Origin of the sequence: Enterobacter sp. 5-4 (assembly GCF_000612205.1) — a bacterium.
Taxonomy (GTDB): domain Bacteria; phylum Pseudomonadota; class Gammaproteobacteria; order Enterobacterales; family Enterobacteriaceae; genus Enterobacter; species Enterobacter roggenkampii.
Map to the genome: position 1 here is coordinate 1 of NZ_JFHW01000023.1, position 25,804 is coordinate 25,804.

Genomic DNA, 25,804 nt, shown 5'->3' on the forward strand with positions numbered 1-25,804 from the left:
TCTTTTTTTCGCGTTACCTTATCGGCGTTGCGGGGCGCATTATGCGTATAGACCCTTGCAGCGTCAACACCTTTTTCAACGAAAATAGCCGGAATGTGACTGTTTGGTTAGGTTGCGAACAGCGTGACCGAATATTCGGCAATTATTGGTTATTAATCGGTTTTAGCTGTGCAAAAGCGGGGCAAAAAAAATCAGGCCCCGCAGGGCCTGATGATGAAATGCGTGATTATTTGTAGGCTGACTGGTGAACGCCTACCGCACGTCCTGACGGATCGTTCATGGATTTGAACGATTCATCCCATTCAATCGCTTTGGCAGACGAGCAGGCGACGGATGGACCACCCGGCACACACTCCGCAGCGCTCGGTACCGGGAACAGTTCTTCAAAAATTTCACGGTAGAGGTACGCTTCTTTCGAGCCCGGCGTGTTGTACGGGAAGCGGAAGCTTGCGGTTTCCAGCTGTTGGTCAGAAACCTGTTTCGCCGCCACCTCTTTCAGGGTGTCGATCCAGCTGTAGCCTACGCCATCGGAGAACTGCTCTTTCTGACGCCATGCCACGCTCGCCGGCAGGTAGGATTCAAAACATTCACGCAGGATATGTTTTTCCATTTTACCGTTGCCGCACATTTTATCCTGCGGGTTGATGCGCATCGCCACGTCGAGGAATTTCTTATCCAGGAACGGTACACGCGCTTCGACACCCCATGCCGACATCGCTTTGTTGGCACGCGCGCAGTCAAACATATGCAGCGCCTGGAGTTTACGCACGGTCTCTTCGTGCAGCTCTTTGGCATTTGGCGCTTTGTGGAAGTACAGGTAGCCGCCAAACACTTCGTCAGAACCTTCACCGGAGAGCACCATTTTGATGCCCATCGCCTTGATCTTACGCGACATCAGGTACATCGGCGTGGAGGCGCGAATTGTCGTTACGTCATAGGTTTCAATGTGATAGATCACATCGCGGATCGCATCCAGGCCTTCCTGCACGGTGAAGTGAATTTCATGGTGCACGGTGCCGAGGTGGTTTGCCACTTCCTGCGCGGCTTTCAGATCCGGCGCGCCTTCCAGGCCCACGGCAAAGGAGTGCAGCTGTGGCCACCAGGCTTCTGAGCGCTCCTGATCTTCCACGCGACGAGCCGCAAATTTCTTGGTGATCGCGGAGATCACGGAGGAATCCAGACCGCCGGAGAGCAGCACGCCGTAAGGTACGTCTGACATCAGGTGGCTTTTCACGGAATCTTCCAGCGCCTGACGCAGCTCGGCTTTGTCCGTCACGTTGTCTTTTACCGCGTCGTAGTCGAACCAGTCGCGCTGGTAGTACGGACGGATCTCGCCGTCTTTACTCCACTGGTAACTGCCTGCCGGGAACTCTTTGATGGTGCGGCAGACCGGCACCAGGGCTTTCATTTCAGACGCAACGTAGAAGTTGCCGTGTTCATCGTGGCCCATGTACAGCGGGATAATACCGATGTGGTCGCGGCCAATCAGGTAGGCGTCTTTTTCGCTGTCGTACAGGGCGAAGGCAAACATACCCTGCAGGTCGTCCAGAAACTCGGGACCTTTCTCCTGATACAGCGCCAGGATCACTTCACAGTCGGACCCGGTCTGGAACGCGTAGCGGTCGCCGTACTCGGCGCGCAGCGCCTGGTGGTTATAGATCTCACCGTTGACAGCCAGCGCGTGCGTTTTTTTCTCGTTATACAGCGGCTGTGCACCGGCGTTGACGTCAACAATAGACAGACGTTCGTGAGCCAGAATTGCTTTGTCACTGGCGTAAACGCCTGACCAGTCCGGGCCGCGATGGCGCATCAGGCGGGACAGTTCGAGTGCCTTTTTACGCAGTTCGCCCGCGTCAGTTTTAATATCCAGTACGCCAAAAATTGAACACATAACCTTCTCCGTTAACCCTGTTGCTTTGTAATGTTGCTTGCTTATGAAAATGCCGCAAAGGGGCAGGGCGCGCAAGCGTTTTACGGGCGAAAACGGAAATAGTGCAATGGTGGTTGCAGATCGGTGAAAAACGCGTATGTCATGAGCGCTTTTATTGAGGATTATTCAATGAAAGTGCTTTTTCGTTAGATGTAGTCGTGTTTTGCAGGTGAGAAAATAAAAAACCACGCCCTGAGGCGTGGTTTGGTATCAGATGATGTCAATTTCATCGACGGAGGGGTAAATCCAGCTTGGGCGGAACGGCATTGAGTCAATGTCATCAAGCTGAGAGACCCCAGAGAGCACCAGAATCGTCTCCAGACCGGCCTGGAAACCGGCCAGAATATCGGTGCGTAGGTTGTCGCCGACAATCACGGTCTCTTCAGAGTGGGCCTGCATCTTGTTGAGCGCGGCGCGAATGATCCACGGGCTGGGCTTGCCGACATAGAACGGCTTGCGCCCGGAGATCTTCTCGATACCGGCACACAGCGCGCCGCAGGCCGGATAAAAACCGCGACCGTGGGTATCCGGGTTGGTCGCAATAAAGCGCGCGCCGTTAGCCACAAAGAAGGATGCCTTATGCATCATCTCCCAGTTGTAGGAACGCGTTTCACCTACAATCACAAAGTCCGGGTTGACGTCGGTGATGGTAAAGCCCGCTTTATACAGCTCATGGATCAGCGCGCCTTCACCGACCACATAGGCTTTTTTTCCTTCCTGACGCTTCAGAAAATCCGCCGTGGCCATCGCCGAGGTATAAAACACGCTGTCCGGGACGTCGACTCCCGCCGTGGCAAAGCGGTTTGCCAGATCCTGACCGGTCTGAGAAGGGTAGTTCGTGAGAAGAACCAGAGGCATTCCTTTGTCGATGATGCGGTGAAGAAACTCCGCAGCACCCGGCACGGCAACGTTGTCGTGCATCAGCACGCCGTCGATATCACAAATTACATTCTTAATGGTCATGGACAGTCCGACATCAAAAAAAGAAGGCGTTACTATAAGGTCCGATCAACTTTCCAGCAAATGCTGCAGCAGAATTCCGTTGAGCATGGCGCGTTTAACCAGCGCGAACGCCCCAATCGCCGAACGATGGTCAAGCTTTGAACGAACCACCGGAAGATTCTGGCGGAATGCTTTCAGCGCCTGGGTGTTAATACAGCCTTCAATCGCGGGGAGCAGCACCTTTTCCGCTTCCACAATTTCACCGGCGATCACCACTTTTTGTGGGTTAAACAGGTTAATGGCGATGGCGATGGTTTTCCCCAGATGGCGACCCACCTGCTCGATCACTTCACAGGCCAGCGCGTCGGCTTTATTAGCAGCTTTGCAGATGGTGCCTATCTTGCAGTCATCCAGCGTCACGCGGCTTTGGTAACCCTGTTCAAGCAGATGGCGAACGCGCTGCTCGATGGCGGTGTTGGCGGCAATGGTTTCAAGGCAGCCAAAGTTGCCGCAGTGGCAGCGCTCCCCGAGCGGTTCAACCTGAATGTGGCCGATCTCACCGACGTTACCGTTGCGACCGATAAAAATTCGGCCGTTAGAGATAATGCCTGCGCCCGTACCGCGGTGAACGCGCACCAGAATAGAGTCTTCACAGTCCTGGCTCGCACCAAAGTAGTGCTCTGCCAGCGCCAGAGAGCGAATGTCATGGCCCACAAAGCAGGTCACTTTAAAGCGCTTTTCCAGCGCGTCGACCAGCCCCCAGTTTTCAACCTGAATGTGCGGCATATAGCGGATCACGCCGCTTTCCGGGTCGACCAGACCGGGCAGAATCACCGAGATGGCGATGAGTTCGCGGATCTTGCGCTGACAGCTTTCAATAAACTGCGCGATGGTATTCAGCAGCGCATGCTCCAGCGTCTCCTGGGTGCGTTCCGGAAGGGGATAGTGCTCTTCCGCAATGGCTTTACTACTCAGATCGTACAGCGTGAGCGTGGTGTCATGACGGCCCAGACGGACGCCAATTGCCTGAAAATTGCGGGTTTCGGTAATAATGGAGATAGCGCGGCGGCCCCCGGTGGAGGCCTGCTGATCGACTTCTTTGATCAAACCGCGCTCAATGAGCTGGCGGGTAATTTTTGTCACGCTGGCGGGAGCAAGCTGGCTTTGTTCGGCTATCTGAATACGTGAGATTGGCCCGTGTTGGTCAATCAGGCGATATACCGCCGCGCTGTTAAGCTGTTTAACGAGATCGACATTACCGATTTGAGCTTGTCCGCCAGGTGTCATACTTTTACTTACTCAGTGACGACCTCGTTACCATTAACGATGGTCTTAATAATTTTATAATCGTGTGTGAATGCCGTCAGGTTTGCAACCATACCTGGTGCAATTCCGCCAAGCTGTTTATCCACGCCGATAGCGCGCGCAGGATAAAGGGTGGCCATGCGCAGGACTTCATCAAGCGCAATCCCGCAATGCTCAACCAGGTTACGCACCCCTTCAATCATGGTCAAAGAGGAACCGCTCAGCGTACCGTTTTCATCCACACACAGTCCATTGCGGTAGTATATTGTTTTACCGGCAAAAATGAACTGCTCAATATTTGCACCTGCCGGTGCGGTAGCGTCCGTTACCAGGCAGAGCTTGTCACCTTTCAGCCGCTTGGCGTTGCGAATGTTGGTGTAATCAACGTGTAAGCCGTCCGCGATAATGCCGCAGTAAACGTCTGGCTCATCCAGAATCGCGCCAACCAGACCCGGTTCACGACCTGTGATGTATGGCATGGCGTTATACAGGTGCGTCGCAAAGGTAATGCCCGCACGGAAACCGGCTTTCGCTTCTTTCAGCGTGGCATTTGAGTGGCCCGCTGAAACCACAATTCCGGCGGCGGCCAGCTTGCTGATGACGTCCGTGCCGGTCATTTCCGGTGCCAGCGTCACCTTGGTGATCACATCGGCGTTGGCACACATGTAGTCAACCAGCTCCGCATCAGGTTTACGCACGTAGTCCGGGTTATGCGTTCCTTTCTTGACCATGTTCAGCCATGGCCCTTCCAGGTGCAGACCGAGCGCCTGATTCGGATGTTTGGCCAGGTATTCGCGCATCACGCGGATACCCTGCTTCATCAGGTCATCACTGCTGGTGATGAGCGTTGGCAGATAGCTGGTGCAGCCCGATTTCTCGTTGGCTTTCTGCATGATCTCCAGCGTTTCGACCGTTACCGCATCGGCGGTATCATTGAATTGCACACCGCCGCAGCCGTTGAGCTGTACGTCGATGAAACCGGGGGAGATTACTGCTCCATTGAGTGAGCGTTGTTCAATCTCCGGCGGCAGTTCTGCCAGCGGGTAAACACGTTCAATCAGGCCATTCGCGATAACAATCGCGTGGTCATCCAGAATTTCATGGCCGGTATAAATCCGACCGTGGGTTAAAGCGTACATAACGACCCCCGGTTAAAAAAAGCGGCCGCCTCTTGATAAAGAGGCGGTTATTCAATTACAGACCTTTGATGTTCTCGGCTTCTAACTCGTTGAAGTATTTCAGCGTTTTAACCTTCAGCTCCATCGTGGACGGTTCGTCGCAGACGATGACGGATTTAGGATGCAGCTGCAGACAGCTGATGGTCCACATATGGTTAACGTTGCCTTCAACAGCAGCCTGGAGCGCCTGCGCTTTCACGCCGCCCAGCACCAGAATCATCACTTCTTCAGCATCCAGCAGGGTGCCTACGCCTACGGTCAGGGCGTATTTTGGAACCTGGTTCACGTCACCGTCAAAGAAGCGGGAGTTTGCCACGCGCGTGTCATGGGTCAGCGTTTTAATACGGGTACGGGAAGCCAGAGAGGACGCCGGTTCGTTAAACGCGATATGACCATCATTACCTACACCACCCATGAACAGGTGGATTTTACCGTAGGAACGGATTTTTTCTTCATACTGACGGCATTCTGCGTCAATATCCGGCGCGTTTCCATTCAGCAGGTTAATATTTTCAGCTGGGATATCAACGTGATCAAAGAAATTGCGGTGCATAAAGCTATGGTAGCTTTCCGGGTGGTCTTTCGGTAAGCCAACATATTCATCCATATTGAAGGTCACAACATGTTTGAAGCTAACCTGGCCTGCTTTATGCATCTCAACCAGCGCCTTGTAAGCGGTCAGCGGTGTGCCGCCGGTTGGAAGGCCCAGAACGAAAGGACGATCGGCGGTCGGTTTGAACGCGTTAATGCGGTTTACGATATGGCGAGCGGCCCATTTACCAACTTGTTCTGCAGTTGCCAGGGGAATCAGTCTCATTGTTCACCTCAAAGTTTAAGTAGAAGAGTGGGCGGATGGCTTCGGAACCTGATACTAAAGCGTAACCTGGAAACTTTCAGGCCGGATCAATCCGTCTTGATTTTTTGAATGATAAAATAAGTTTTCACTGTTAGCCAGTGTAAGGGAGGGCTGAATACGATATTTGGTGACAAAAATCACAAAAAATAGGTGTTTAATTTGCGATACGAATTAATTTTTCACACACTCAGACTGCCAGTGAATTATCAACGGTATCTATCGTTCGTGACACAATAAAAACATAGTTTATGCGCGAGCCTGAAAAAGGGTCTCGTAGGGGGAATAGGATGAATATTTTAGGTTTTTTCCAGCGCCTCGGTAGGGCTTTGCAGCTCCCTATCGCCGTGCTACCGGTTGCAGCGCTGCTGCTGCGATTCGGGCAACCCGATCTTCTTAACGTACCGTTTATTGCTCAGGCTGGCGGTGCCATTTTTGACAACCTGGCGCTGATTTTCGCCATCGGTGTTGCCTCTAGCTGGTCAAAAGACAGCGCGGGTGCCGCAGCGCTGGCAGGGGCAGTCGGTTATTTCATCCTGACGAAAGCGATGGTAACCATTAACCCAGAAATCAACATGGGTGTGCTGGCAGGTATTATTACCGGTCTGGTGGGTGGTGCTGTGTACAACCGCTGGGCAAACATTAAGCTGCCAGACTTCCTGAGTTTCTTTGGCGGCAAACGTTTCGTGCCGATCGCGACAGGTTTCTTCTGTCTGGTTCTGGCCGCTATCTTTGGCTACGTCTGGCCACCGGTACAGCATGCGATCCATGCGGGTGGTGAGTGGATTGTTTCAGCGGGTGCACTTGGCTCAGGTATCTTTGGTTTTATCAACCGTCTGCTGATCCCAACCGGTCTGCATCAGGTGCTGAACACTATCGCATGGTTCCAGATTGGTGAGTTCACCAATGCTGCGGGCACCGTATTCCACGGCGACATCAACCGCTTCTACGCGGGTGACGGCACCGCAGGCATGTTCATGTCTGGCTTCTTCCCAATCATGATGTTTGGTCTGCCGGGCGCTGCGCTGGCAATGTACCTGGCTGCGCCAAAAGCGCGTCGCCCAATGGTTGGCGGCATGCTGCTGTCCGTTGCGATTACCGCGTTCCTGACCGGTGTAACCGAGCCGCTGGAATTCCTGTTCATGTTCCTGGCGCCGGTGCTGTACCTCATGCATGCGGTCCTGACCGGTATCAGCCTGTTTGTGGCGACCCTGCTGGGTATCCATGCTGGCTTCTCCTTCTCTGCAGGCGCGATCGACTACGTGTTGATGTACAACCTGCCGGCGGCAAGCAAGAACGTCTGGATGCTGGTGGTAATGGGTCTGGTCTTCTTCGTCATCTACTTCGTGCTGTTCACTGCGGTTATTCGTATGTTTAACCTCAAAACGCCGGGCCGCGAAGACACCAAAGACGAAGTGGTCACCAGCGAAGCCAACAGCAACACCGAAGAGGGTCTGACCCAGCTGGCGACCAGCTATATCGCTGCCGTCGGGGGGACTGACAACCTGAAAGCCATTGATGCCTGCATCACCCGTCTGCGTCTGACGGTGGGTGACTCGGCGCGCGTCAGCGACGCAATGTGTAAACGCCTTGGCGCATCGGGCGTGGTTAAACTGAACAAACAAACTATCCAGGTTATCGTGGGTGCCAAAGCGGAATCCATCGGTGACGAAATGAAGAAAGTGGTTGCCCGCGGTCCGGTCGCGGCAGCATCAACCGACAGCGCGCCTGCGTCGACGGCTGCACCAGTTGCGAAGCCGCAGGCTGTGCCTAACGCCGTAACGGTGGCCGCGCTGGTCTCTCCGGTAACGGGTGACGTGGTTGACCTTGAGCAGGTACCTGATGAAGCGTTCGCCAGCAAAGCGGTCGGTGACGGTGTGGCGGTGAAACCAACGGATAAAACCGTGGTGTCTCCTGCTGCCGGTACCATCGTGAAAATCTTCAACACCAACCACGCGTTCTGCCTCGAAACCGAAAAGGGTGCGGAGATCGTTGTCCACATGGGTATCGATACCGTTGCGCTGAATGGGCAGGGCTTTACTCGCCTGGTGGAAGAGGGCGCTGAAGTGGTGGCCGGGCAGCCGATTCTGGAAATGGATCTGGACTTCCTGAATGCCAACGCGCGTTCCATGATTAGCCCGGTGGTTTGCAGCAACATTGACGACTTCAGCGGTCTGGTCATCCAGGCGAAAGGTCAGGTTGTTGCGGGTCAAACCCCGCTGTATGAGATTAAAGGCAAGTAATCGCTCCTGAGTAGAGTCATGCCTTAAGCGGCGGGGGATATCCTCCGCCGCTTTTTTTTGCAGCAAATGCCCCCATTATTTTCATCTGATACGTATTTTCCGTAACTAAGGGTTGTCACTACGTCCGGCTTATAAGATCATATGCCGTTATACGTTGTTTACGCTTTGAGGAATCCACGATGAGTGAGGCAGAAGCCCGCCCGAGTAACTTTATTCGTCAGATCATCGATGAAGATCTGGCCAGTGGTAAGCACACCACAATTCATACCCGTTTCCCGCCGGAGCCGAATGGCTACCTGCATATCGGGCATGCGAAGTCCATCTGCCTGAACTTTGGCATTGCGCAAGACTACCAGGGACAGTGCAACCTGCGTTTCGATGACACCAACCCAGTAAAAGAAGACATCGAATACGTTGAGTCCATCAAAAACGACGTACAATGGTTGGGCTTCAACTGGTCTGGCGATATCTGCTACTCCTCTGACTATTTTGATCAGCTGTATGCCTACGCGGTAGAGCTCATCAACAAAGGTCTGGCGTATGTAGACGAACTGTCTGCAGATGAGATCCGTGAGTACCGCGGTACGCTGACCGCACCGGGTAAAAACAGCCCGTTCCGCGATCGCAGCGTGGAAGAGAACCTGGCGCTGTTTGAAAAAATGCGTGCCGGCGGCTTCGAAGAGGGCAAAGCGTGCCTGCGTGCCAAAATCGATATGGCGTCTCCGTTCATCGTGATGCGCGATCCGGTGCTGTACCGCATCAAGTTCGCAGAACACCACCAGACCGGCAACAAGTGGTGCATCTATCCGATGTACGACTTCACCCACTGCATCAGCGATGCGCTGGAAGGCATCACCCACTCGCTGTGTACGCTGGAGTTCCAGGACAACCGTCGTCTGTACGACTGGGTGCTGGATAACATCACCATTCCTGTGCATCCGCGTCAGTACGAGTTCTCTCGTCTGAATCTGGAATACACCGTGATGTCCAAGCGTAAGCTGAACCTGCTGGTCACCGACAAGCACGTTGAGGGCTGGGACGACCCGCGTATGCCAACCATCTCGGGTCTGCGCCGCCGTGGCTACACCGCTGCGTCAATCCGTGAGTTCTGCAAGCGTATCGGCGTGACCAAGCAGGACAACACCATTGAGATGGCGTCTCTGGAATCCTGCATTCGTGAAGACCTCAATGAAAATGCCCCGCGCGCGATGGCCGTTATCGACCCGGTGAAGCTGGTTATCGAAAACTATCCGCAGGGCGAGAGCGAGCTGGTCTCCATGCCTAACCATCCGAACAAACCGGAAATGGGAAGCCGCGACGTGCCGTTCAGCGGCGAGATCTGGATTGACCGCGCTGACTTCCGCGAAGAAGCTAACAAGCAGTACAAGCGTCTGGTGCTGGGTAAAGAAGTGCGTCTGCGTAATGCTTACGTCATCAAAGCCGAGCGCGTTGAAAAAGATGCGGAAGGGAATATCACCACCATCTTCTGTTCTTATGACGCTGAGACGCTGAGTAAAGATCCGGCGGATGGCCGCAAGGTGAAAGGCGTTATCCACTGGGTGAGCGCATCCCACGCGCTGCCGGTAGAGATTCGTCTGTACGATCGCCTGTTCAGCGTGCCTAACCCAGGTGCGGCGGAAGACTTCCTGGCGACCATTAACCCGGAATCTTTGGTGATCAAGCAGGGTTATGCGGAGCCTTCTCTGAAAGCGGCTGAAGCAGGCAAAGCGTTCCAGTTCGAACGTGAAGGATACTTCTGCCTGGACAGCCGTCACAGCACGGCGGAAAAACCGGTATTTAACCGTACCGTGGGCCTGCGTGATACCTGGACGAAGATCGGCGAATAATATTGCTGCTCTGGTCAATGAGAAACAAACGCCGCATTATGCGGCGTTTTTTTATTTAACGATCAGAATATTAAGCCAGGGGTTAAAGTGGCGTCATGAAAATAACAGGTCAATGAGGTGCTACTTATTTTTTAAAAAAAAAGTTTGTGTCATTACGAAAATCAAAAAGGTTATAAAAAAGGAAACCGATCCCACGCCTGGGCACTGAAATAGCTGAGAATTTCCCGGCATTCCTCGCCTTCCTGTAAATGTTACAAAGCACTACCAATTATGTGCACTTCGTCATAATCCTGACTTTTGCCCGCTGAAAAGCATTGATAATTCGCGTCGCGAAAAATAACCTAAAGACGGTAGTTAATTCGAGGGTATTTAACACTACCCCTGACCATTTGGTCTTTTTTATTTACGCCGTTTCAGGCGTTTTAATTCGTCAAAGAGGAATAATCTATGCGTACGTTCAGTGGCAAACGTAGTGCGCTGGCGCTGGCTATTGCCGGTGTGACAGCAATGTCGGGCCTGGTGATTGCGCCAGAGGCAAAAGCAGCGGGTTTCATCGAAGATTCTACCCTCACGGGCGGTATTTATTACTGGCAGCGTGAGCGTGACCGTAAAGACGTCACTGAAGATAAATACAAAACCAACCTCTCGCACTCCACCTGGAACGCCAACCTGGACTTCCAGTCAGGCTACGCCGCGGATATGTTCGGTCTGGATATCGCCGCGTTCACCGCGATCGAAATGGCGGAAAACGGCGACAGCGGCCACCCGAACGAAATCGCCTTCTCCTCCAGCAACAAAGCCTATGATGAAGACTGGTCCGGGGATAAGAGCGGTATCAGCCTCTACAAAGCCGCAGCGAAATTCAAATACGGCCCGGTCTGGGCGCGTGGGGGCTATATTCAGCCAACCGGCCAGACGCTGTTAGCCCCACACTGGAGCTTTATGCCGGGTACCTATCAGGGTGCAGAAGCCGGGGCTAACTTTGACTACGGTGACGCAGGTGCGCTGAGCTTCTCCTATATGTGGACCAACGAGTACAAAGCACCGTGGCACATTGAAATGGACAAGTTCTACCAGAACGATAAGAAAACCAAAGTCGATTACCTCCACTCGCTGGGTGCGAAATACGACTTCAAAAACGATCTGGTTCTCGAAGCGGCATTCGGCCAGGCGCAAGGCTATATCGATCAATACTTTGCCAAGGCCAGCTATAAGTTTGATATTGCGGGTAGCCCGCTGAGTACCAGCTACCAGTTCTACGGTACGCGCGACAAAGTCAGTAACGGTGGCGTCAATGATATTTACGACGGCACCGCGTGGCTGCAGGCGTTAACCTTCGGCTACAAGGTCGGTCAGGTTGATTTACGTCTGGAAGGCACATGGGTGAAAGCGGAAGGGCAGCAGGGCTACTTCCTGCAGCGTATGACCCCGACCTATGCTTCCTCCAACGGTCGTCTTGATATCTGGTGGGATAACCGCTCCGACTTCAACGCCGACGGTGAGAAAGCGGTCTTCTTCGGCGCGATGTATGACCTGAAAAACTGGAATCTGCCGGGCTGGGCCGTGGGCGCTTCTTATGCTTACGCCTGGGATGCAAAACCAGCCGACATGGCAACACCGGATGCTTACTACGATCCAAACTATCGCCTGAAAGAGTCTTCCTACAGCCTGGATGCTATCTACACCCTGCAGGATGGCCGCGCGAAAGGCACGATGTTCAAACTGCACTTCACCCAGTACGACAACCACTCCGATATCCCGAGCTACGCGGGCGGTTACGGCAACATCTTCCAGGATGAACGTGACGTGAAATTCATGGTTATCGCACCGTTCACCATCTTCTGATGAATCGTCCGGCGGGTTAGATCCCGCCGGACCGGAGACTGCAAATGATGAAAAAAATCGTAATCGTCGCGCTGTTGGCATCGGGGCTGGTGGCGTGTGCCCAGACTCAGGCACCGAAAGAGGACTCCCGTCTCAAGGAGGCCTACAGCGCCTGCATTAATACAGCGGAAGGATCGCCGGAGAAAATTGAAGCCTGCCAGAGCGTGCTGAACGTGCTGAAGAAAGAGAAAGCGCACGAGCAGTTCGCGACGCAGGAGAATGTCCGCGTGATGGATTACCAGGCCTGTATCCAGGCACGTAAAACCGGTAACGATCAGGAAGTGGCGAAGCGTTGCGATAAGATCTGGAACGAGATACGCAATAATAATAAATAAGTTGCTTTACGCCCGGTGGCACTGTGCCACCGGGCTTTTTTCTGGCAAAAAAAAGCCAACCTTACGGCTGGCTCAGAGTATGAACACTCACTTATTTTGCGTCATGCGCATGTTCATTTTCGCGGCAATCGCCTTCAGCGCAGTGACCATAAAGGTACAGGCTGTGGTTGGTCAGACGGATGCCGTGACGCGCGGCGATTTCACGCTGGCGCGCTTCGATAGAGTCATCGCTAAATTCAATGACCTTGCCACAGTCGAGGCAGATCAGGTGATCGTGGTGCTGCTGCTGGGTCAGTTCGAAGACAGATTTACCACCTTCGAAATTATGACGGGTGACAATGCCCGCGTCATCAAACTGGTTCAGCACGCGATAGACGGTAGCCAGCCCAATCTCTTCACCCATGTCGATAAGACGTTTATAAAGGTCTTCCGCACTGACATGGTGATTGTCTGGACCCTGAAGCACTTCGAGGATTTTTAACCGAGGAAGCGTAACTTTCAGGCCAGCCTTCTTTAATGCGGTATTGTTGTCAGTCATGCGGAATCTGTCCTGTTGCTAAACGATTCACTTCTGTAGGAAGTGACAGAAAATGCACCCGGGATAATGCGTCTCATTATAGAACTGCCATGGCTAAATGAAAACTGCAAGTCTCAGGCAAAATATGCTTATAAAAATGGGGTATCACCAACAAACTTGCTCGGTGGAAAACCACATTTTATCAGGGAGACATTGTACAGGTCTGGGCGAAAAAGTTAAAAGATTGTAGCAATTAATTTAATCGGTTTGACCTGGTGCGCGGGCGCAACCGCCGTTGCGCCGCGATAAAAATCAGGCGTTGAGAATATCGTCCAGGTGCAGTTCTTCACGGATCTGCTTAACCCATTTCTCGACGCGCTCTGCAGTCAGTTCTGGCTGACGGTCTTCGTCGATGGCCAGACCCACGAAATGATCGTCATCGGCCAGGCCTTTGGACGCTTCGAAGTGGTAACCGGCGGTTGGCCAGTGGCCGACGATTACAGCGCCATTCGGCTCAATGATGTCGCGGATGGTACCCAGCGCGTCACAGAAGTACTCGGCGTAGTCTTCCTGGTCGCCACAGCCAAACAGGGCAACCAGCTTACCGTTGAAGTCCACTTCTTCCAGCGTCGGGAAGAAATCATCCCAGTCGCACTGGGCTTCGCCGTAGTACCAGGTCGGAATACCCAGCAGCAGAATGTCATAGCCTTCGAGATCTTCTTTGCTGCTCTTGGCGATGTCATGCACATCAGCAACGTCTTTACCGAGCTGTTTCTGAATGTTTTTCGCGATATTTTCGGTATTGCCGGTATCACTGCCAAAGAAAATGCCGATGATTGCCATGAGTAAAATAACCTCTTGAAACTTAATAGTATGGTGGCGCAATTCGGCCACGGATAAGGGCAATAATAGCAGAACTGGCAACCCTGCGGAAACAGCTATCGCGCAGGACTGCACTCTGTGCTACATGAAAAGGGTAATTAAGGGAATTTTCAGACTTATGCCTGGCTGCGCAGCATCTCAAGCTGGGCGATCAACATCTCTTCAATGAGCTCGCTGCGGCTAATATTTCGCGCGTCGGCCAGCTCGTTAAGCGCATCGACCGCGTCGGCGTTGAGCTTCAGTTCGACACGCTTAAGCCCACGATTTTTATCGCGTTTAAGCTGATTGCGTTTATTGATACGCAGCTGTTCATCGCGCGAAAGCGGATTCGTCTTCGGTCGTCCCGGGCGACGCTCATTCGCGAACAGATCTAGTGTCGTACGGTCCGTTTGTTCTTTGGCCATGATTCTGAGACTTCGGGGGAAACACGCCGCCCTGCTAATGCCCGGGCGATAAGCGCGCCATCATACATCACCAAAAACGGCGCGCCAACGACTGGAAGCCCGCAGCCTTCCAGTCGCTCTCTTTTTAATCAATTTGCAGTATCAGCAAGATAGCGGCGAATGGCGCGCAGCACGGCGTCAGGTTTTTCCGCATGCACCCAGTGTCCGGCTCCGGCAATGACGTGGGCACGAGCCTGCGGGAATTGCGCCAGTATGGCGTCGCGGTACGCGTCGGTAACGTAAGGGGAATTGCCGCCGCGAATAAAGAGGGTAGGGTGTGGCCAGGCGGGTACGGTTTGCCAGCCCACAATATTGTTGTACTGGTTCCAGAGCACCGGCACGTTAAAACGCCATTGCCCGTCAACAAACGACTTCAGCAGGAACTGGACGACGCCTTCTTCATCAAGATGCTCACGCATGACGGTAGCTGCCTGCTGACGCGTCGCGGCACCCGCCTCGGTGACCGCATTGATGGCGGCAAAAATTTCGTCGTGACGGCGGACGTCGTAATCCACGGGCGCAACATCAATCACCACCAGGCCGTTAATACGCTCCGGGGCCAGCGCCGTCAGGGCCATCACCGCTTTACCGCCCATTGAATGCCCGATGAGGGTCACCTTTTGCAAGTCGTTGGCATCCAGCGTATCCCGCAGATCCTGCGCCATCGCGGCGTAGGTCATCTCGTCGGAACGCCCGGAAAGACCGTGATTGCGCATATCAACCTGAAGAATATCGTGGTCGGTAACCAGATCGCGCGCCAGCACGCCCAGGTTATCCAGGCTGCCAAAAAGCCCGTGAACCAGTACGATGGGAGAATTATTGTTCGGCGATTGTGCAGTTTGCGCTCGGGTATTCAATTTCATGGCAAAGTTCTTTTTTTACGTATGTCAGGTTAGGGTATCATGTTGACCATTCTGCCGCCCGGCTGCAAGGTTCCAGTTTAATCTGACTTTTGCCGCCAACCTGGTTTGACGCTATCCGCTGTTGGGATTTGACCTTATAATCCCAATGACTTGTATTCAGATAAGATATCGCACTGGATTAAGATGAAAACAATCGAAGTTGATGACGAACTCTATCAGTATATTGCCAGCCAGACGCGGCATATCGGGGAGAGCGCGTCCGACATTTTACGGCGCATGCTTAAAATTTCCGCCGCTTCACAGCCTGCTACCCCAGTCACCAAAGATGTCGTGTCTCAGCCAAGCGTTGTTGCACAAGCAAAACCTGCCGTCACACCGGCAAAAGATAAAGTGCGCGCGATGCGCGAGCTGCTGCTCTCCGATGAATATGCGGAGCAAAAAAAGGCGGTTAACCGCTTTATGCTGGTGCTGTCTACACTTTATTCACTGGATAACAAAGCGTTTGCTGAAGCGACCGAGTCGCTGCACGGTCGTACTCGCGTCTACTTCGCGGGCGACGAGCAGACGCTGCTGCAAAATGGCAATCAAACCAAACCCAAACATGTTCCTGGCACCCCGTACTGGGTGATCACCAATACCAATACGGGCCGCAAGTGCAGCATGATTGAACATATCATGCAGTCCATGCAGTTCCCGGCGGAATTGATTGAGAAGGTTTGCGGTACAATTTAACCCTTGCATCAGAAGGACCCGGTAATGGCAAATCACAGCCGTGCAGGCCAACCTGCACAACAAAGCGATTTGATTAACGTCGCTCAGCTGACCGCGCAGTATTACGTGCTGAAGCCGGTCGTGGGCAACGCAGAACACGCAGTGAAGTTTGGTACATCTGGTCACCGCGGCAGCGCGGCTCGCCACAGCTTTAACGAACCGCACATTCTGGCCATTGCTCAGGCCATTGCGGAAGAGCGCGCTAAAAATGGCGTTACCGGTCCTTGCTACGTGGGGAAAGATACCCATGCGCTGTCTGAACCGGCCTTTATCTCCGTGCTGGAAGTTCTGACTGCGAACGGCGTCGATGTGATTGTTCAGGAGAACAACGGCTTCACCCCAACGCCTGCGGTCTCTAACGCCATCCTGGTGCACAACAAAAAAGGTGGCGCGCTGGCTGACGGTATCGTGATCACGCCATCCCACAACCCGCCGGAAGACGGCGGCATCAAATACAACCCGCCTAACGGTGGCCCGGCAGACACCAACGTCACCAAAGTGGTGGAAGATCGTGCGAACGCCCTACTGGCTGATGGTCTGAAAGGCGTGAAGCGCATCTCTCTGGATGCGGCCATGGCGTCCGGCCACGTAAAAGAGCAGGATCTGGTTCAGCCGTTCGTGGAAGGGCTGGCGGAGATCGTCGATATGGCGGCCATCCAGAAAGCCGGCCTGAAGCTAGGCGTGGATCCGCTGGGCGGCTCCGGTATTGAATACTGGAAACGTATTGCCGAGCACTACAAGCTGGATCTGACCATCGTGAACGATCACGTCGATCAGACCTTCCGTTTTATGCACCTGGACAAAGACGGCGCGATCCGTATGGACTGCTCCTCCGAGTGCGCGATGGCGGGCCTGCTGGCGCTGCGTGATAAATTCGATCTGGCGTTTGCGAACGACCCGGATTACGACCGTCACGGTATCGTCACTCCTGCCGGGCTGATGAACCCGAACCACTATCTGGCCGTTGCGATCAACTACCTGTTCCAGCACCGTCCGCAGTGGGGCAAAGAGGTGGCTGTCGGTAAAACGCTGGTGTCCTCCGCGATGATCGACCGCGTGGTCGAGGCGCTGGGCCGCAAGCTGGTGGAAGTACCTGTGGGCTTCAAATGGTTTGTTGACGGTCTGCACGACGGCAGCTTTGGCTTCGGTGGTGAAGAGAGCGCGGGGGCCTCTTTCCTGCGCTTCGACGGCACGCCGTGGTCAACCGATAAAGACGGCATCATCATGTGCCTGCTGGCGGCGGAGATCACCGCGGTCACCGGTAAAAACCCGCAGGAACATTACAACGACCTGGCAGCACGCTTTGGTGCGCCAAGCTATAACCGTATTCAGGCCAGCGCGACGTCTGCCCAGAAAGCGGCCCTGTCCAAACTCTCTCCGGAGATGGTCAGTGCAAGCACCCTGGCGGGCGATCCGATCACCGCGCGTCTGACGGCGGCACCGGGTAACGGTGCGTCTATTGGTGGTCTGAAAGTGATGACCGAAAACGGCTGGTTCGCTGCGCGTCCATCCGGTACGGAAGATGCGTATAAAATCTATTGCGAAAGCTTCCTCGGCGCTGAGCATCGTCAGCAGATTGAGAAAGAAGCGGTAGAGATTGTCAGCGAAGTGCTGAAAAACGCGTAAGTGCGGTTTGTGTGCCGGGCGGCACTGCGTTTGCCCGGCCTACAACAACGATCGTAGGCCCGGTAAGCGCTAGCGCCACCGGGCTTTTTTTCAACTGTGCTTATTCTTCAATTCAAACCGTGGCGACACCAGACCGTACAGCGTCCAGCCCATAAAGGTCACCATCGCACCATACAGCATCGCTTCCTGGCCGGAGGAATAGAGCGCATAGAAGCTGTAGATTGCGCCAATCAGCGCCACGATATTGGCCGCACGCGCTTTGCGCGGATCCACCTTCGCAACCTTCTGAATAATCACCAGCGCCGCCATCGACAGAATATACGGAATGATGTTCGTCACCACCGCCAGGTTGACCAGCACGTTGAACTGGCTGTTCAGCGACGGGCTAATGGTCATCAGCGACAATCCGCTCTGGAAGATAACAATCGCCAGCATGCCCTGCACCGGCGCATCGGCTTTGGTGACGCGGGAGAAGATTTTTGGGAAGTAACCTTCATCAGCCGAAGATTTAAATACCTGTGCGATGGTGAATTGCCAGCCAAGCAGTGAACCGCAGCATGACATGACCATCAGACCCATAATCACTTTCCCGACTTCCGGCGTGAACATCTGCGCGAAGGCCAGCCCGAACGGCGCCGTGGAGTTGGCCAGATCCATGTTCGGAACGATGCCCGCGATGACGTTCGTCGAGACGATATAGATCACCGCTGCGCCCAGCGTACCGCCGAGGACCGCAATCGGCACGTTCTTTTCAGGGTTATCAACCACTTCTGCGTTCGCGCAGGCGGATTCCAGGCCCAGGAAGGCCCAGAGCGTCATGGCGATAGAAGAGCCGACTGCGCTGAAGAACGGCACATGGTGCGGGTTCCAGGAGTTGGCGTACAGGGTCGGGCTGAACCAGAACCAGCCGATGATGCACAGGCCGACGACTGGAATAATCACGCCCCAGACGGTGATGCTGGAGAGCTGTCCGGTGATACGCGCCCCGCCAAAGTTAGCCACGGTGCAGATCCACAGCACGCCGATGGTGGCCAGGCCAATCTGTACCGGGCTAAGCGTCGCGCCAAACAGCTCCGTACCGTAGCCCACGGCGGAGATGGCAATCGCCACGTTGGCGATCAGCAGTGACACCCCGTAGGTATAGTTGGCCATAAAGTTGCCCGACTTGCCAAAGGCATACTCGGCGTAGCCCCCCATGCCGCCTGACTTGCGGCTGAACATCCCGCACTTGGCAAACGCCCACGCCAGCGCCATCGAGCCGACGGCGGTCACCAGCCAGGAGATAATTGAAATGGTTCCTACTTCGGCAAGCTTGGTGGGCAGCATAATGATCCCTGAACCCATCATGTTCACCATGGTGAGGATGGTCAGCTGCACCACGCCCATCTTATTGGACTTACTCATAATTTCTCTCCTTTCAGCAGCGCGGGCTGAGCGGCGGGTTGTTTGATGACGTTACAGCGAACCTGTTTGCGGCCCTCGCACTCTTCGACGTACACACCCTGCAGCTCCGGCGCGAAGCCCGGCAGCAGGTTGATGCCTTCTTCCAGCGCGGCGAAGTAGCGCAGCACGGAGCCGCCCCAGACCTCCCCTGGAACCACGCACAATACCCCCGGTGGATAAGGGAGGGCGCCTTCCGCGGCGATGCGGCCTTCCGCGTCGCGCAGGGAGACCAGTTCCACTTCTCCGCGCAGATAGGCGTAGTTCGCGTCCTGCGGGTTCATCATCACGCGCGGGAAGTGAGACTTGCGGAACATCTCTTTCTGCAGCTGTTTGACATTGTGACGGGCGTACAGGTCATGCATCTCCTGGCAGATCTGGCGCAGGGTGTAATCCGCGTAACGTTCCGGATGTTGTCTGCAGATGGAAGGCAGCACCTCTTTTAATGGAGCATCGCTCTCGAGCAGTTTTTCGAAACGCACCAGCTGCGCCACCAGCTGCTGCAGCTTGCCCATATCTTCCGCAGGCGTGAGCAGGAACAGGATCGAGTTGAGATCGCATTTCTCCGGCACGATGCCGTTTTCACGCAGGAAGTTGGCGAGGATGGTGGCAGGCACGCCGAAATCGTCATACTCCCCGGTGCGGGCGTTAATGCCCGGTGTGGTTAGCAGGAGCTTGCACGGGTCGATAAAATACTGATGCTCAGCGTAACCTTCAAAAGCGTGCCAGTTTTCACCCGGTACGAAGTGGAAGAAGCGCAGATCGGTCGCAATCTCCGCCGTGTCCCAGCTTTCCCACGGACGGCCATCCACTGTCTCCGGCACGAACGGGCGCAGATACTGGCAGTTCTCCAGGATTAATTTTCGCGCCTCAATCCCGTTCACCACGCAGTCCATCCACATGTTGCGGCCGCTCTGGCCTTCATGCATACGGGCGTTGATGTCCAGCGCGGCAAACAGCGGATAGAACGGGCTGGTGGAGGCGTGCATCATAAAGGCATTATTCAGCCGCTTATGCGGGACATAGCGCTGCTGACCTTTGATGTGGCTGTCTTTCTTGTGAATTTGCGAGGTCTGGGAGAAGCCGGCCTGCTGTTTATGCACCGACTGGGTAACCAAAATCCCCGGGTCGTTTTCGTTCAGCTCCAGCAGCAGCGGCGAGCAGTCGGCCATCATTGGAATAAACTGCTCGTAACCCACCCAGGCCGAGTCAAACAGGATGTAATCACACAGGTGCCCAATCTTATCCACCACCTGGCGGGCGTTGTAGATGGTTCCATCGTAGGTGCCCAGCTGGATCACCGCCAGACGGAACGGACGCGCATCGCGTGCACGGCCGGGTGCGACTTCTGCCACCAGCTCGCGAAGATAGCTTTCTTCAAAACAGTGGGCGTCAATGCCGCCGATAAAGCCGTACGGGTTGCGCGCGGTTTCCAGATAGACCGGCGTTGCGCCTGCCTGAAGGAGGGCACCGTGATGGTTGGATTTGTGGTTATTACGGTCGAACAGCACCAGGTCGCCCGGGGTGAGCAGGGCGTTTAGCACCACTTTGTTGGATGACGAGGTGCCGTTGAGCACGAAGTAGGTTTTATCGGCATTAAAGACCTTCGCCGCATGCTGCTGTGCGATGCACGGCGCGCCTTCGTGGATCAGCAGATCCCCCATCGCCACGTCGGCGTTGCACAGATCGGCGCGGAAAAGCGTCTCGCCAAAGAAATCAACGAACTGATTACCGGCAGGATGGCGGCGGAAGAACTGGCCGCCCTGATGCCCCGGACAGTCAAACGCGCTGTTGCCCTGTTTTACATAGTCGACAAGGGCGCGGAAAAACGGCGGGCGCAGCTGGGTTTCATACTTCAGGGCAGCCGCCTCCAGCTGTCGTCCATAAAAGTCGTTGCTGGTGTCTGAATACTCAAATACGCCATGAATGCGCGATAAATAATCTGCCGGAATGAATTCTTCTTTATGCGTCGCGACAAAAACAGGAATGCCAAATCCGGTGGCTTCTATTTCTTCCAGTATGCCATCGGTAATATCACTGACCGCCAGCACAATAGCGGCAACGTCGATATAATCCGAGGCCCGGACATCCACCAGTTCACGCTGGGTGGTAAAGCAATCCGGACAGGCGCGGCTGGCTGCGATTTTTAAACTTTTCATCTTTCTCTCTTTATTTTAGGTAATAAGCGTCCCTCGATTTCTTGCAAAAAAGAAATCGATAATTTTCCGGAAAAAAAGCAAAGGGTGGCCGCTGATTAAAATCAGTACATTGCTTTTTTGATGATTGAAATTCAGTCCGCCCGGTGCGGATGGGTCTGAATCAAAATGAATGAGCGCACGCGTTCACAGGCAATGGCCTGTAAAATAAGATGTTTCAGGGTAACCTGTAAGCGAATGCGCCAGAAGTCGAAGGACTACCGGGCATTAAAGAGATGAAAGTCAAAGCAGTTTCGGTGGGCAAACATCATGATATGTGTTGTCCGCCTTATATGGGGCATTAAACGATTGTTGTTTTCCATGATTTATTTTCCTTTCAGTAATTGAAAGCACGGTCATTTTATCCAGGAAAACGCGATTAACTGTGAAGGAGATCACCGTTAACCGATCATTTTAGAAATAAATAGTCGTTTTTGATGAATATCGCAGATCAAAATTCTGATTTGTTGGTATCGGGTTAATAGGATGTATTGCAAATGTTTTAAATGGGCATAAATAACCCAAAAAATATCGAGTGGATTATTTATGAAATATTTTCTGAGAGATTTTTATTTTATTTAAAAATAAAATGAATAGTTATTCAGAGCATAAACCGATAACCGATACCGGTTTCAGTTAATAAATGGCGAGGGCGAGCGGGGTCGACTTCGAGTTTCTGACGAAGATGGCCCATATATATGCGTAAATAGTGACTATGTTCCACGGCGTTGGGTCCCCACACCTGACTTAACAGCTGGCGCTGGGTGAGAACCTTGCCGTGATTGTTGAGCAGCACGGCGAGCAGGCGAAATTCGATGGGCGTGAGGTGAATTTCCTCTTCGCCGCGCACAATGCGCCGCGCGGCCAGGTCAACCCGGATATCCCCAAACGTGTAGGTTGGGTCGGCTGGCGTGGTGGCGCTGTGGCGACGCAGCGCCACGCGCAGGCGAGCCTGTAGCTCGCCGATGCCAAACGGTTTAATCAGGTAGTCATCCGCCCCGGCATCCAGCGCGGCGATTTTATCCGTCTCTTCAGTACGGGCGGAGAGCACGAGGATCGGCATCTGGCTCCACTGACGGACTTCACGAATAAAATCGATGCCGTCACCGTCCGGGAGACCCAGATCGAGGATCACCAGGTCCGGCTTGCGGGTGGCCGCTTCAATTAACCCCCGCTGAAGCGTACCTGCATCATGGACGCGCAGACCGTCTCCTTCCAGCGCAGCGCGCAGAAAACGGCTAATGGCGATCTCATCTTCAACAATCAGAACGTTGATCACAAATCCTCTGGTAATTCATTAAGTTCTGGCGGGGTTTCCAGAGGAAGTGTAACACAAAAACGCGCACCGCCTTCCGGACGATTCTCCGCGGAAATGGAGCCGCCATGCACGTCAATGATCGCCTGGCAAATGGCCAGCCCCAGCCCCACGCCCGGAATGGCCGACTCCTTATTGCCGCGCGCGAATTTCTCGAAAATAGCCAACTCCTGCCCGGCAGGAATGCCCGGGCCGGTATCCCAGACGTTAAGGCGAAGCGCGCCGTCGTCCACCGTCGCATCCACCCCAATCTGCGCGCTGGCGCCCGCATATTTGGCGGCATTTTCCAACAGGTTGATCAGCACCCGTTCAAACAGCGGACCATCAACATGAATTAAGGTCAGGGGCTCGGGCATGTTCAGCGCAATATGTCGCCCGCCCAGGCCGGGTTCGAGCATTTTCAGCGCGCTGCCCACCACCTCTTCCAGCGTGAGCCACTCTTTTTTGAGGTTAAATCCGCCCGACTGGATACGCGCCATGTCGAGCAGGTTATTCACCAGGCGTGTGGTATTCAGCACGTGCTGGCGGATCTCGCTTGCCTGGAGTGCATGTTTAGAGCCTTCCGCCGCCAGGTCCAGCGTCAGAATTTCTGACTGACCAAACAGGACGGTGAGCGGGGTACGCAGATCGTGAGACAGCGCCGCCAGCAGCGAGTTACGAATGCTTTCACGCTCGCTCGCCAGCCGGGCCTGTTCCTCGCTGGCGGTGAGGGCCAGTCGTTCCAGCGCGCTGGCAACCAGCAGCGTAAACGTCTCCAGTAAACGCTGCTGCTCAGGGATCATCAGTTGGCGCAGGTTGGTAGGCTCCACAATGACCAGCCCCTGATTTTTATCGGCGCTGCGCAGGGGCAGAATTTGGTAGGGCACGCCGGGGAGGGTGTCGGTCCCTGCGCCCGCCGGTAAGCCTTTGTCAAAGCTCCAGCGCGCGATGGCTTCGTCCCAGGGCGTCATGCCTGTGGCGGAGGTCAGCGGGCGCAGCTTGCCGTGTTCGTCCGGGAGTAAAATCAGGTTGCTGGCATGAAACGTCGAGCGGATAAACTGCTCGCTGGTCTGCACGATATCCAGCGGCGTGCGGCCCACCGCCAGCGATTTCGACATCTCATAGAGATGGCGCGTGCGCTGTTCGCGATAGCGGGCGATGCGCGCCTGATAGCGCACGCCCGCCGTCAGATTGCCGATCACCAGCCCGACGGTGAGCATGACGGCAAAGGTGAGGATGTACTGCACGTCCGAGACGGCGAGCGTCCCGCGGGGGGCAATAAAGAACAGATCGAAGCTGATGACGTTGATCACCGTCGCCAGGACCGACGGCCAGCGCCCGTAGAAGAGCGCCACCACTACCACGCCCAAAAGGTAGATCATCACCAGGTTGGCGGCATCAAACGCGATCAGCCACTGGCTGGCAATCACGGTAATCAGGGCGCAGAGCACGACGGCGACGAGACAGCCGCGAAGCTGAATGCGCCATTTATCGCTGAAGGTACGGCTGTCCGGCGCGCGATTGGGTAAGGGGGTAGGTTTGTCGTCCAGCGCCACGATCACCAGATCCAGATCCGGCGCGCGACGGGCCAGCTTGTCGGCAAAGGATTCTCGGCTAAACCAGCGCCGATGCTGACGACGGCCAATGACGATTTTCCCCAGGTTATGCTCGCGCGCGTAGCGCAGAATGGCTTTATCTTCCTGCGGATCGGAAAGGGTGGCGGTTTCCGCGCCCAGCTCCTGCGCCAGGCGCAGCGAACTCAGGATCGCGCGGCGCTGGTTTTCGGGCAGCGCGTGCAGCTGCGGCGTTTCGACATACACCGCATGCCAGACGCTGCCAAATTTGGCCGCCAGGCGCGCGGCGGTGCGGACAAGCTTTTCATTGCCGCTGCCGTGGCCCACGCACAGCAGGATGGCGTCCCGCGTGTGCCAGACGCGTTCCTGTCCCTGTAAATCGCGCCAGGCGCGCATCTGATCGTCCACCCGGTCGGCGGTTCGGCGCAGGGCCAGCTCGCGCAGGGCAATCAGGTTGCCTTTACGGAAGAAATGTTCGATGGCGCGCTCTGCCTGGCCGGCAATATAAACCTTGCCTTCATGCAGGCGCTGGCGTAAATCATCGGGCGGCAGGTCGACCAGCACCACCTCATCGGCGGAATCGAAGAAGGGATCGGGCACCGTCTCGCGTACCTGAATGCCGGTCACGCCGCTGACCACGTCGTTCAGGCTTTCGAGATGCTGAACGTTAACCGTGGTGAACACATCGATACCGGCTTCAAGTAATTCTTCAACGTCCTGCCAGCGTTTGGGGTGGCGCGAGCCTGGCGCATTGCTGTGCGCCAGCTCGTCCATCAGGATAAGCGCGGGACGGCGGGCGAGGGCGGCATCGAGATCGAATTCGGTGACTAACCGACCGCGGTGGCTGATGCGGCGGGGCGGCTGGGTAGCCAGCCCCTTCAGCAGTGATGCCGTCTCTTTACGTCCATGGGTTTCAACCACGCCGATCAGAATATCGAGCCCCTGCGCCCGAAGCCGCTGGGCTTCCGTCAGCATGGCGAAGGTTTTCCCGACGCCCGCGCAGGCGCCGAAGAAAATTTTCAGTTTGCCGCGATGGGCTTCAGCTGTTTGTTCGAGCAGCCTGTCCGGATCCGGGCGCATGGGCTCGTCGGTCATTTAGTTTTTCCTTAGCGCGTCCAGCGCCAGATTCAGCTCAACAATATTTACCACGGGCATGCCGATGAAGCTGACCAGCGGCTTTTGCGTGTGCTCTGCCACCAACTGGCTCAGCTGTTCGATGGTCAGCTGACGGGCAGCGGCGACGCGCGGGATCTGCCATGCCACGGCTGCCGGGGTCAGGCTGTAGTCCAGCCCGCTGGCCGAGGCGGTTACCAGCTCCACGGGAACGTCACGGCTGGCCTGCGGATTCGCGGCGCGCAGGGCTGCCACGCGCTCAGCGACGGCTTTGTCCAGCTCGGGGTTGCTGCCCGCCAGGTTGCTGCCGCCGGATGCCATCGGATTATACGGGCTTTCGGCAGTGGCGGAAGGGCGTCCCTGGAAGTAGCGGGCATCCGTAAAGTTCTGACCAATCAGGCGAGAGCCGCGGTTTTCACCGTTTTGCAGTATCAGCGAGCCGTTGGCCTGATCCTTAAACCACCACTGGCCCAGCGCGGTGGTCACCAGCGGGTACAGCCCGCCGGTAATGAGAGACAGCAGTATGAACAGAAGTATAGCGGGGCGTAACATGGTCATTTGATTCACCT

The 25,804-nt window shown here is 55.0% G+C and carries 22 protein-coding genes; 7 read left to right on the forward strand and 15 right to left on the reverse strand.

The annotated features are described in order from the left end of the window. Positions 1–236: hypothetical protein (locus AA74_RS1000000123625; protein ID WP_216593742.1), on the forward strand; the 236-nt coding region annotated here is incomplete at its 5' end. Here the strand turns inward: AA74_RS1000000123625 and asnB are convergent. The 5 genes from asnB to nagB all read right to left on the reverse strand — a co-directional run bounded on the left by asnB (position 227) and on the right by nagB (position 6,172). Next, the gene (gene asnB / locus AA74_RS0115330) at positions 227–1,891 is read right to left on the reverse strand and encodes an asparagine synthase B (protein WP_025912721.1); all 1,665 of its coding nucleotides are present in this window, start codon (positions 1,889–1,891) and stop codon (positions 227–229) included. The two genes, AA74_RS1000000123625 and asnB, sit on opposite strands and share 10 nt — an antisense overlap. Positions 1,892–2,140: 249 nt before the next feature. Beyond that, the gene (nagD, locus tag AA74_RS0115335) at positions 2,141–2,893 is read right to left on the reverse strand and encodes a ribonucleotide monophosphatase NagD (protein WP_008501057.1); all 753 of its coding nucleotides are present in this window, start codon (positions 2,891–2,893) and stop codon (positions 2,141–2,143) included. 45 nt (positions 2,894–2,938) lie between these two features. Continuing rightward, positions 2,939–4,159, reverse strand: a complete 1,221-nt coding sequence (locus AA74_RS0115340; protein WP_025912722.1) for an N-acetylglucosamine repressor — start codon at positions 4,157–4,159, stop codon at positions 2,939–2,941. An 8-nt stretch (positions 4,160–4,167) separates the two neighbouring features. Next, the gene (nagA, locus tag AA74_RS0115345) at positions 4,168–5,316 is read right to left on the reverse strand and encodes an N-acetylglucosamine-6-phosphate deacetylase (protein ID WP_025912723.1); all 1,149 of its coding nucleotides are present in this window, start codon (positions 5,314–5,316) and stop codon (positions 4,168–4,170) included. A 55-nt stretch (positions 5,317–5,371) separates the two neighbouring features. Beyond that, entirely contained in the window at positions 5,372–6,172 is an 801-nt protein-coding gene (gene nagB / locus AA74_RS0115350) for a glucosamine-6-phosphate deaminase (RefSeq protein ID WP_008501061.1), read from the reverse strand. 326 nt (positions 6,173–6,498) lie between these two features. On the opposite strand from nagB, the gene nagE reads away from it, so the two are divergent. The 4 genes from nagE (at position 6,499) to chiQ (ending at position 12,517) form a co-directional block, all read left to right on the forward strand. Then, positions 6,499–8,451, forward strand: a complete 1,953-nt coding sequence (gene nagE / locus AA74_RS0115355) for a PTS N-acetyl glucosamine transporter subunit IIABC (RefSeq protein WP_025912724.1) — start codon at positions 6,499–6,501, stop codon at positions 8,449–8,451. A gap of 179 nt (positions 8,452–8,630) precedes the next feature. After that, on the forward strand, positions 8,631–10,298 hold the full coding sequence (gene glnS, locus AA74_RS0115360) for a glutamine--tRNA ligase (protein ID WP_021242997.1): 1,668 nt from the start codon (positions 8,631–8,633) through the stop codon (positions 10,296–10,298). Positions 10,299–10,745: 447 nt separating this feature from the next. Beyond that, complete coding sequence (gene chiP / locus AA74_RS0115365) at positions 10,746–12,143, forward strand: chitoporin (RefSeq protein ID WP_023293022.1); 1,398 nt, start codon at positions 10,746–10,748, stop codon at positions 12,141–12,143. Positions 12,144–12,190: 47 nt separating this feature from the next. Beyond that, positions 12,191–12,517 carry a ChiQ/YbfN family lipoprotein gene (chiQ, locus tag AA74_RS0115370; protein ID WP_025912725.1) on the forward strand — a complete coding sequence of 109 codons (327 nt, stop codon included), beginning with the start codon at positions 12,191–12,193 and terminating at the stop codon, positions 12,515–12,517. Positions 12,518–12,608: 91 nt separating this feature from the next. Here chiQ and fur read toward each other — a convergent pair whose 3' ends face one another. The 4 genes from fur to ybfF form a co-directional block, all read right to left on the reverse strand. After that, positions 12,609–13,055, reverse strand: a complete 447-nt coding sequence (fur, locus tag AA74_RS0115375; RefSeq protein ID WP_008501066.1) for a ferric iron uptake transcriptional regulator — start codon at positions 13,053–13,055, stop codon at positions 12,609–12,611. A gap of 291 nt (positions 13,056–13,346) precedes the next feature. After that, positions 13,347–13,877 carry a flavodoxin FldA gene (fldA, locus tag AA74_RS0115380; RefSeq protein WP_008501067.1) on the reverse strand — a complete coding sequence of 177 codons (531 nt, stop codon included), beginning with the start codon at positions 13,875–13,877 and terminating at the stop codon, positions 13,347–13,349. 155 nt (positions 13,878–14,032) lie between these two features. Next, positions 14,033–14,320: a LexA regulated protein gene (ybfE, locus tag AA74_RS0115385; RefSeq protein ID WP_008501068.1), complete on the reverse strand. Its 288-nt coding sequence runs from the start codon at positions 14,318–14,320 to the stop codon at positions 14,033–14,035. A 128-nt stretch (positions 14,321–14,448) separates the two neighbouring features. After that, positions 14,449–15,222 (reverse strand): esterase, encoded by a 774-nt coding sequence (gene ybfF / locus AA74_RS0115390; protein ID WP_025912726.1) that lies wholly within the window; start codon positions 15,220–15,222, stop codon positions 14,449–14,451. A 183-nt stretch (positions 15,223–15,405) separates the two neighbouring features. Here ybfF and seqA point away from each other — a divergent pair, with 183 nt between their 5' ends. Together seqA and pgm are read left to right on the forward strand one after the other, a co-directional pair. After that, positions 15,406–15,954: a replication initiation negative regulator SeqA gene (gene seqA, locus AA74_RS0115395; RefSeq protein ID WP_008501070.1), complete on the forward strand. Its 549-nt coding sequence runs from the start codon at positions 15,406–15,408 to the stop codon at positions 15,952–15,954. 24 nt (positions 15,955–15,978) lie between these two features. Continuing rightward, entirely contained in the window at positions 15,979–17,619 is a 1,641-nt protein-coding gene (pgm, locus tag AA74_RS0115400; protein ID WP_023343591.1) for a phosphoglucomutase (alpha-D-glucose-1,6-bisphosphate-dependent), read from the forward strand. A gap of 90 nt (positions 17,620–17,709) precedes the next feature. Here pgm and potE read toward each other — a convergent pair whose 3' ends face one another. From potE to kdpC, 6 genes are all read right to left on the reverse strand, one after another. Continuing rightward, positions 17,710–19,023 carry a putrescine-ornithine antiporter gene (gene potE / locus AA74_RS0115405; protein ID WP_008501072.1) on the reverse strand — a complete coding sequence of 438 codons (1,314 nt, stop codon included), beginning with the start codon at positions 19,021–19,023 and terminating at the stop codon, positions 17,710–17,712. Continuing rightward, on the reverse strand, positions 19,020–21,218 hold the full coding sequence (gene speF, locus AA74_RS0115410) for an ornithine decarboxylase SpeF (RefSeq protein WP_025912727.1): 2,199 nt from the start codon (positions 21,216–21,218) through the stop codon (positions 19,020–19,022). The genes potE and speF overlap by 4 nt, the downstream gene beginning before the upstream one ends. Positions 21,219–21,472: 254 nt before the next feature. Beyond that, complete coding sequence (gene speFL / locus AA74_RS1000000123270) at positions 21,473–21,577, reverse strand: leader peptide SpeFL (RefSeq protein WP_003858645.1); 105 nt, start codon at positions 21,575–21,577, stop codon at positions 21,473–21,475. A 278-nt stretch (positions 21,578–21,855) separates the two neighbouring features. Then, complete coding sequence (gene kdpE / locus AA74_RS0115415; protein ID WP_008501074.1) at positions 21,856–22,533, reverse strand: two-component system response regulator KdpE; 678 nt, start codon at positions 22,531–22,533, stop codon at positions 21,856–21,858. Next, a complete protein-coding gene (gene kdpD, locus AA74_RS0115420; protein ID WP_025912728.1) occupies positions 22,530–25,217 on the reverse strand; it encodes a two-component system sensor histidine kinase KdpD in 2,688 nt (895 codons plus the stop codon). The genes kdpE and kdpD overlap by 4 nt, the downstream gene beginning before the upstream one ends. Continuing rightward, complete coding sequence (gene kdpC, locus AA74_RS0115425) at positions 25,218–25,793, reverse strand: potassium-transporting ATPase subunit KdpC (protein ID WP_008501076.1); 576 nt, start codon at positions 25,791–25,793, stop codon at positions 25,218–25,220. Positions 25,794–25,804: the final 11 nt, after the last annotated feature.

Bases quoted from the DNA above. Each gene is read 5' to 3' on its own strand.
- asnB (WP_025912721.1), bottom strand. From the start codon at position 1,891: ATGTGTTCAATTTTTGGCGTACTGGATATTAAAACTGACGCGGGCGAA.
- nagD (WP_008501057.1), bottom strand. From the start codon at position 2,893: ATGACCATTAAGAATGTAATTTGTGATATCGACGGCGTGCTGATGCAC.
- AA74_RS0115340 (WP_025912722.1), bottom strand. From the start codon at position 4,159: ATGACACCTGGCGGACAAGCTCAAATCGGTAATGTCGATCTCGTTAAA.
- nagA (WP_025912723.1), bottom strand. From the start codon at position 5,316: ATGTACGCTTTAACCCACGGTCGGATTTATACCGGCCATGAAATTCTG.
- nagB (WP_008501061.1), bottom strand. From the start codon at position 6,172: ATGAGACTGATTCCCCTGGCAACTGCAGAACAAGTTGGTAAATGGGCC.
- nagE (WP_025912724.1), top strand. From the start codon at position 6,499: ATGAATATTTTAGGTTTTTTCCAGCGCCTCGGTAGGGCTTTGCAGCTC.
- glnS (WP_021242997.1), top strand. From the start codon at position 8,631: ATGAGTGAGGCAGAAGCCCGCCCGAGTAACTTTATTCGTCAGATCATC.
- chiP (WP_023293022.1), top strand. From the start codon at position 10,746: ATGCGTACGTTCAGTGGCAAACGTAGTGCGCTGGCGCTGGCTATTGCC.
- chiQ (WP_025912725.1), top strand. From the start codon at position 12,191: ATGAAAAAAATCGTAATCGTCGCGCTGTTGGCATCGGGGCTGGTGGCG.
- fur (WP_008501066.1), bottom strand. From the start codon at position 13,055: ATGACTGACAACAATACCGCATTAAAGAAGGCTGGCCTGAAAGTTACG.
- fldA (WP_008501067.1), bottom strand. From the start codon at position 13,877: ATGGCAATCATCGGCATTTTCTTTGGCAGTGATACCGGCAATACCGAA.
- ybfE (WP_008501068.1), bottom strand. From the start codon at position 14,320: ATGGCCAAAGAACAAACGGACCGTACGACACTAGATCTGTTCGCGAAT.
- ybfF (WP_025912726.1), bottom strand. From the start codon at position 15,222: ATGAAATTGAATACCCGAGCGCAAACTGCACAATCGCCGAACAATAAT.
- seqA (WP_008501070.1), top strand. From the start codon at position 15,406: ATGAAAACAATCGAAGTTGATGACGAACTCTATCAGTATATTGCCAGC.
- pgm (WP_023343591.1), top strand. From the start codon at position 15,979: ATGGCAAATCACAGCCGTGCAGGCCAACCTGCACAACAAAGCGATTTG.
- potE (WP_008501072.1), bottom strand. From the start codon at position 19,023: ATGAGTAAGTCCAATAAGATGGGCGTGGTGCAGCTGACCATCCTCACC.
- speF (WP_025912727.1), bottom strand. From the start codon at position 21,218: ATGAAAAGTTTAAAAATCGCAGCCAGCCGCGCCTGTCCGGATTGCTTT.
- speFL (WP_003858645.1), bottom strand. From the start codon at position 21,577: ATGGAAAACAACAATCGTTTAATGCCCCATATAAGGCGGACAACACAT.
- kdpD (WP_025912728.1), bottom strand. From the start codon at position 25,217: ATGACCGACGAGCCCATGCGCCCGGATCCGGACAGGCTGCTCGAACAA.
- kdpC (WP_008501076.1), bottom strand. From the start codon at position 25,793: ATGACCATGTTACGCCCCGCTATACTTCTGTTCATACTGCTGTCTCTC.